This window comes from Halanaerobiales bacterium (genome assembly GCA_035270125.1).
Classification (GTDB): Bacteria; Bacillota; Halanaerobiia; order Halanaerobiales; family DATFIM01; genus DATFIM01.
This window is the reverse complement of sequence record DATFIM010000009.1, coordinates 1-5,887: the sequence shown is the minus strand read 5'-3', so window position 1 is coordinate 5,887 and position 5,887 is coordinate 1. Positions and strand designations below refer to the sequence as shown.

Below are 5,887 nucleotides of genomic sequence, written 5' to 3'. Positions count from 1 at the left end.
TTTAATAAGTTCTTCTCTTTTTTCACGATGACTATTAAATTTACTCCAAATTTCTGGATATTCTCTAAATATTTCTTCCTGAAAAGTAATAGCAGTCATTAATGGATTTTCGGAAAATAATTTCAATTGAAACAAAATAATTTCTCTTAGTTTTTCAAAAGATTTTTTTTCTTTATTTAGATTATTAATTTCTTTATCATAACTAAAGAATTCTTCTGCTAACATAGAAACAATTTCTTTTTTGTTTTTAAAATGTCTGTACACTGCAGCTTCAGAAATATTTATTTCAGCAGCTATATTTCTTATAGTTAAATTGTAAAATCCTTTTTCAGAAATAATTTCTAAAGATTTATTTAGAATTTCACTTCTTCTTTCTGATCTACTCAGTCTTTTTGACAAGAAAAAAACCTCCCTTTTTAAAATTTGAATAAATTTTTTGAAGATCATCTTAACTATTATGTACAAATAAGTTAGTTAACGTTAACTTATTTAATATTATATGATTATTAATAATTAATTTCAATGATATATATCACAAAAACAAAAAACCCTCACCTTTATTCTCTCTTGGTGAGGGTTCTAATTAAAATCTCCATTATTTAATTTATATGAGACCTTCTCATTATTATCTTTAGTTGTTAAACATTTAGTTTTCATACAAGTCTCACTTCATTTGCACTCGATTTTCTTATTTCTAAGTCTTTGTACTCATTTACTCTATCTTCAACCTGATCATATTTGTTGAAAAATATCTTTTTCATACTCATCTCCTCCTTTACTTAATATTATTTAAATAAGAGAATCTGTTTTATATTCTTCGATTTTCAAATTATGTTTTGATTCCTGTTTTCTTACTTTATTATAATTTTTATCTTCTATCATAAGAAATCTTTTTAAACCCTTCATGATTTCACCCCCATTTATATTTTTTTATAATTTTATTTACATTAATCCGTCAGTTCTGTATTCTTCCATTTTTAGATTTTGCTTTCTTTCTTCTTTACTTACTTTATTATAATTTCTATCTTCTATCATAAAAAACTTTTTCAATCCTTTCATATTTTTCACCTCCTTTAATATGTTAATTACATTATAAACCCATTTTTGTAATTTGTCAAGGATAATATTAATATTTTTAATAAATTAATTAAAAAATTATAGTTTTTTAATGAAAAAGTTAAAAATTTGCTTTAGCAGAGTAAAATATTATAAAAATTTCAGACAATTGTCTATAATTTTAAACTTTTTTAATCTTTGATGCAATATTTTTAACTTTTTATATTAATATATTAATTTAATCTGCTAAAATCACAAAATTTATTTAATTGTTTGAAAATTAAGGGCATAAAAAAAACCACCCTTTTACAGGTGGTCCCATCCAAAAGCAATTTCTTTATATTTATTTTTTTCAATTTCTATTTCTTTTTCTTTAATCTCTGTAGCTCCCATTTTTTTATAAAATTCAGTAGCAGAATTTTCTTTTAACACCCATACATAAACAGAATTATAATCATTTTCCTTTAAGAAGTTAAAAAAGTTATTTATTAATTTTTGGCCATAACCTTTATTTTGATATTCTTCTAATAAATATAATGCATATATCTCTATATCATAATTAGAATTTTTTTCTCTGGCTGGTCCTGCTGAAAGAAACCCAATAATATTATTATTCACTTCTATTACATATACTATCTCTTCCCCAGAATTATTTAATATTGTTTCCCACAATTTATGTCTTTTTTCATAACTAATACTTTCTAAAAATTCCTTTGGAAAAATATCCTTATAAGTAGTTTTCCAGCTTTCAACATGAACCTTAGTAACTCCTTTTACATCAGATGATTTAGCTTTTCTAATTTCCATTATTATTTCTCCTTTTATTTTGATAATTTATTATTTACTGAATTTAATTTTTGTTTCATGCTTCCATTTCTATCACGTCTATCATCAATATTTAAAGTAGTAGATACTCTTTTAGCACCATCTTCAAAAGGTACTTCATGTAATTTTTTTACTATATCAAAAATATCATCTAAATTACCTTCTAATATAGTACCCATAGGAGTTAATTCATATTCCACTTTATCCTGTTTCTTAAGTACTTTGTGACAGCCTGCAACATATTTACTTAAACTTGTTTCTTTAGTTCCTAATGGGACTACAGTAACCTCTGCAATAGCCATACTTAAAACCTCCTTTTATACATATAATTAATTATCTTTTTTTATCTTCATCATTATTAGAGTTTTTTAAATTTTCGCCTTTCCATTTTTTATAAGCATTAAGATCAGATCTTATTTGTTTTATTACATAGGCTATAACTGCTGCATCATCAACAAAACCTCCAAGTGGAATAACATCAGGTACTAAATCAGTAGGCACAACAAAATAAAGTACTGCAACAAAAATCATGGTTAAAGTCCCTACCGGAATATCTTTATATTTTCCATCTTTCCAATCTTTTATTATTGAAAAAAACAATTGTAATTCATCCCAAAACTTATTTATCGGGCCTTTATTATTTTCAGCTTTTTTTAGAGCATCATCAAGTAATTCTTCAGCCTTTTCTTTATCATTAACATATTTTTCAGCTTTATTTTTAAATTCTTCATATCCCTCTTTGCCCTGATCCATAAAAATACACCTCCATTTATTTAACTTCTTTTAACAATTCTTTCTCGTTGTAAGAAAAATTCAAGGATAATAGCTATAAAGAACATCTGAACCATCCAAAACACTAATAATTCAGGTAGGAGATGGAGATCATTAAGTAAAATGATCTTTAAACTTTCCAGCCAGCCACTAATATCAAAGGGGATTAAATTATTTAATCTTTCAATAGTATAAATATCAACTGCATCAACTTCAGTTAATTCTCCCCTATTTCTTTTAAACATACTGGCTCCATACATTAAATTAAAAAGTATACTTCCAAAAAAACTATAAAAAAGTCCTGCAGACATTATTGACTTTGTTCTTTTACCTTTAACCTCATCTGAAAGACGTACACTATCAAATTGAGTAGATTTAATGAAATAATATATAAATACTAAAAAGATCACAATAACAGCAGCTTTCATGTAAATATTTACTCCATGAGTTATTGTCCACATTTCATCAGAAAGAGTAAAGTTAAGATAAACCACAAAGATAACTCCAAATAATTTAGGTAGGAAAAACTTCATTCTATATTTCAATTGTTTTTCAGGAATATTGGTTTTACTATTTCCAACTTTTTTCAGTAAATAACTATTTTTGTTTTTAAACCAGTTTATAATCATTGAAATAACCATTATAAAAGAAATTAAAAATAGTATTAAACTTACCAATACAGATAGTCCTATATAAAATATAACAATATTATCTTTTAAACCAGGTAATGAAAACATTTCTGCAATTAAATAAAAGAAAAAAGGTGCTAGAATAAAACTGAAAATAATCCTATAATTCATTAAAATATTATTAAATCTGGCTAGTATTCTTGTTGGAGAAATTTTTTCACTTCTTTGTACCATTTGTTTATTATATTCTTTGAACATTCCTCTTTCTAAAAAATATTTATAAATTATATTTTCATATCTTTCTCTTAATCGTTTATTAATCCTCCATTTACCTATTTCTTTATTTAATATATTTATCAATCTGTTTTCATTTCCATTCTGTAAAGCCACACTTATTTCTGAAACATAACGACTATCTTCAAAAATTATACTTTTGGCCTGTAAAATAGTAGTTCTAATAAAATCTCTTTCCAGAAAAGAAAAATAACCTACAAGTTTTTGGTATTCATCAAGATTCTCTAAAATTTCTCTTCCAAGGTCATCAATAATTGATAGATCTTTTTCATTTTTAAATGCTGAAAGATAATCATCTTTATAGAACTCAAGATAATCCATAACTTCTTTAAGCTGCCCAATAAATTTATCACTTTTTAACTTAACCTGAGTTTGCAACTCTTTTATTAAATTTTCTTCACTTCTGGCTGATCCATATCCACTATAAAGGTCGAAGAGAAAATCACCTTCCATAATAAATTTATATTTAAATATAGGTTTTAAAATATATTTTTGTAAAGGTTCAAATTCATACATTTCACTAACATTAATATCATGTAATCTACTTTCTTCTTTGAATCCATATAGTTTAATAATCGTATCAATATCAAAAACATTTACGGTTTCTTTACCGGTTTTTCTATTTAAAGATAATTTTTCACTAAAAATATAATCATATAATTCTTTAACATCATCTGGTATTTTATCTTCAGATTTTATTTTATCTCTTAATGATTGAAAATAATTAATGAATTCAGGAGAATCCTGATCAGTAATACGATAAGCTTTTAAATAAATTTTAATTATGTCTTTTAAAGATTCATTTTTACAGTATTCAAGCATTTCTTCAATTATTTTTCCATCAGGTATCTGACTAAAAATTGTGTAAAAAAGTTTAAAGAAATTTTCTCTCTCAACTTTGTCTCCTTTAAACCATAGAATATCAAAAGCATTAATAATTATTGAAGCAATATCTTTATCAGCTAAACTACTCCAATTCCAGTTTTGTACTAAATCAATTACAGAATAAACCTGAAACTCAACTTCCTGAGAATAATTTTCTTTATTATCAAGTCTTTTGAAATATAAAAACTTTAATTCTCTTACAAAACCATCAATTAATCTATCATTTTTATTTAACCATTCATCTTTTTCTTCTAATACAAGCAAAATTTTGTCTTTTATATTAAGACCATTATTCAAATCTTTAATTAATAAATCAAAAATCAAAAATATATTCTTTGTTTTATCTGGAAGGGCCTTCCAGGCAAATTCTTCCTTAAAATATGATTTTACATATTCTATCATTCTTCTAACTGCATATTCATCTTTTTCCTCACTATGACAGAGGCTATTATATTTATTGGCTACTTTTGAAGGTAATTCTAAATAAAAATCAATATTAAAATATTTATTTTTTTCAGGATAAATTATATTCAAAAAATCTATAAGGTCAAGATAAAAAATGCTAAAATAATGACTGCTTTCTGAAAAATCAATATTATTTTTCTCAATATTGTCCAAAATTAATTTTGCAAGGGGTTGATATTTTTTTATATTATTTTCTTTTTCATTTGCTATTTTCAAAAATAAATATGGAAGATTAAAAATAAAAATATTATTGTAATGGGAACGTCTTATTAAACCTCTTAAAAATCCAATAATATCATCCCGTTTATTAGCAATTATATCAAGTACATAAACTAAACTATTTAGATGCCAATCATCAATAACAATATCTTCTATATATTCTTCTTCAATTTCTTTTATTTTTTCTAACTGATTACTATCAGTCTCCTTATCAACTTTTGCTGTTAACTCACTATACATATTATAATTTTTAAATATATTATCAAAAAATTTATCGAGCTTTATTTTTTTCTTTTTCTGTACATAAGAACCTTCTTCCCTACTATCGCGATACTGATTTAAAATTTCAAACTCCTCCTGAGAGGGTTTTTTGCAGTATCCATAATAACTTCCTAAAGCTGTAAAAGCATGAATTTGTTGATTAATATTAACTGAATAAGTCAATTTCTCTTCTATAAAATCTTTTAATTGATTAGATCCTTTAGCCGCTAATTCCCCTATTTTTTGGGCAGCAGCAACCCACTTTTCCTTTTGTTCTGATTTAAAATTATATATTAATTTCTCAACTTTTTCAGAATTTAGATTGCCAGGAGCAAAATCATCGTATTTATCCAATTCAGTTTTTATATTTTGGTAACTATTAAATCGTTCCATATTTTTTCCCCCACAATCTTTACTTATTTTTGTTAAATATATGTACTTTGTTTTATTATAATATAAAAAAAGACCTACTGCAATTTTTA

5 protein-coding genes are annotated in these 5,887 nt (G+C 24.5%); all 5 read right to left on the bottom strand.

All coding sequences use genetic code 11. The features are described 5' to 3' along the window. Positions 1-399 (bottom strand): TetR/AcrR family transcriptional regulator (locus tag VJ881_00575; protein HKL74533.1); only part of this gene is annotated, 399 nt, incomplete at its 3' end. A gap of 963 nt (positions 400-1,362) precedes the next feature. Beyond that, complete coding sequence (locus VJ881_00570; protein HKL74532.1) at positions 1,363-1,863, bottom strand: GNAT family N-acetyltransferase; 501 nt, start codon at positions 1,861-1,863, stop codon at positions 1,363-1,365. Positions 1,864-1,877: 14 nt separating this feature from the next. Continuing rightward, entirely contained in the window at positions 1,878-2,183 is a 306-nt protein-coding gene (locus VJ881_00565) for an MTH1187 family thiamine-binding protein (GenBank protein HKL74531.1), read from the bottom strand. 31 nt (positions 2,184-2,214) lie between these two features. Further along, on the bottom strand, positions 2,215-2,634 hold the full coding sequence (locus tag VJ881_00560) for a YkvA family protein (protein HKL74530.1): 420 nt from the start codon (positions 2,632-2,634) through the stop codon (positions 2,215-2,217). Positions 2,635-2,654: 20 nt separating this feature from the next. Continuing rightward, positions 2,655-5,798 carry a hypothetical protein gene (locus tag VJ881_00555; protein HKL74529.1) on the bottom strand — a complete coding sequence of 1,048 codons (3,144 nt, stop codon included), beginning with the start codon at positions 5,796-5,798 and terminating at the stop codon, positions 2,655-2,657. Positions 5,799-5,887 lie beyond the last annotated feature (89 nt).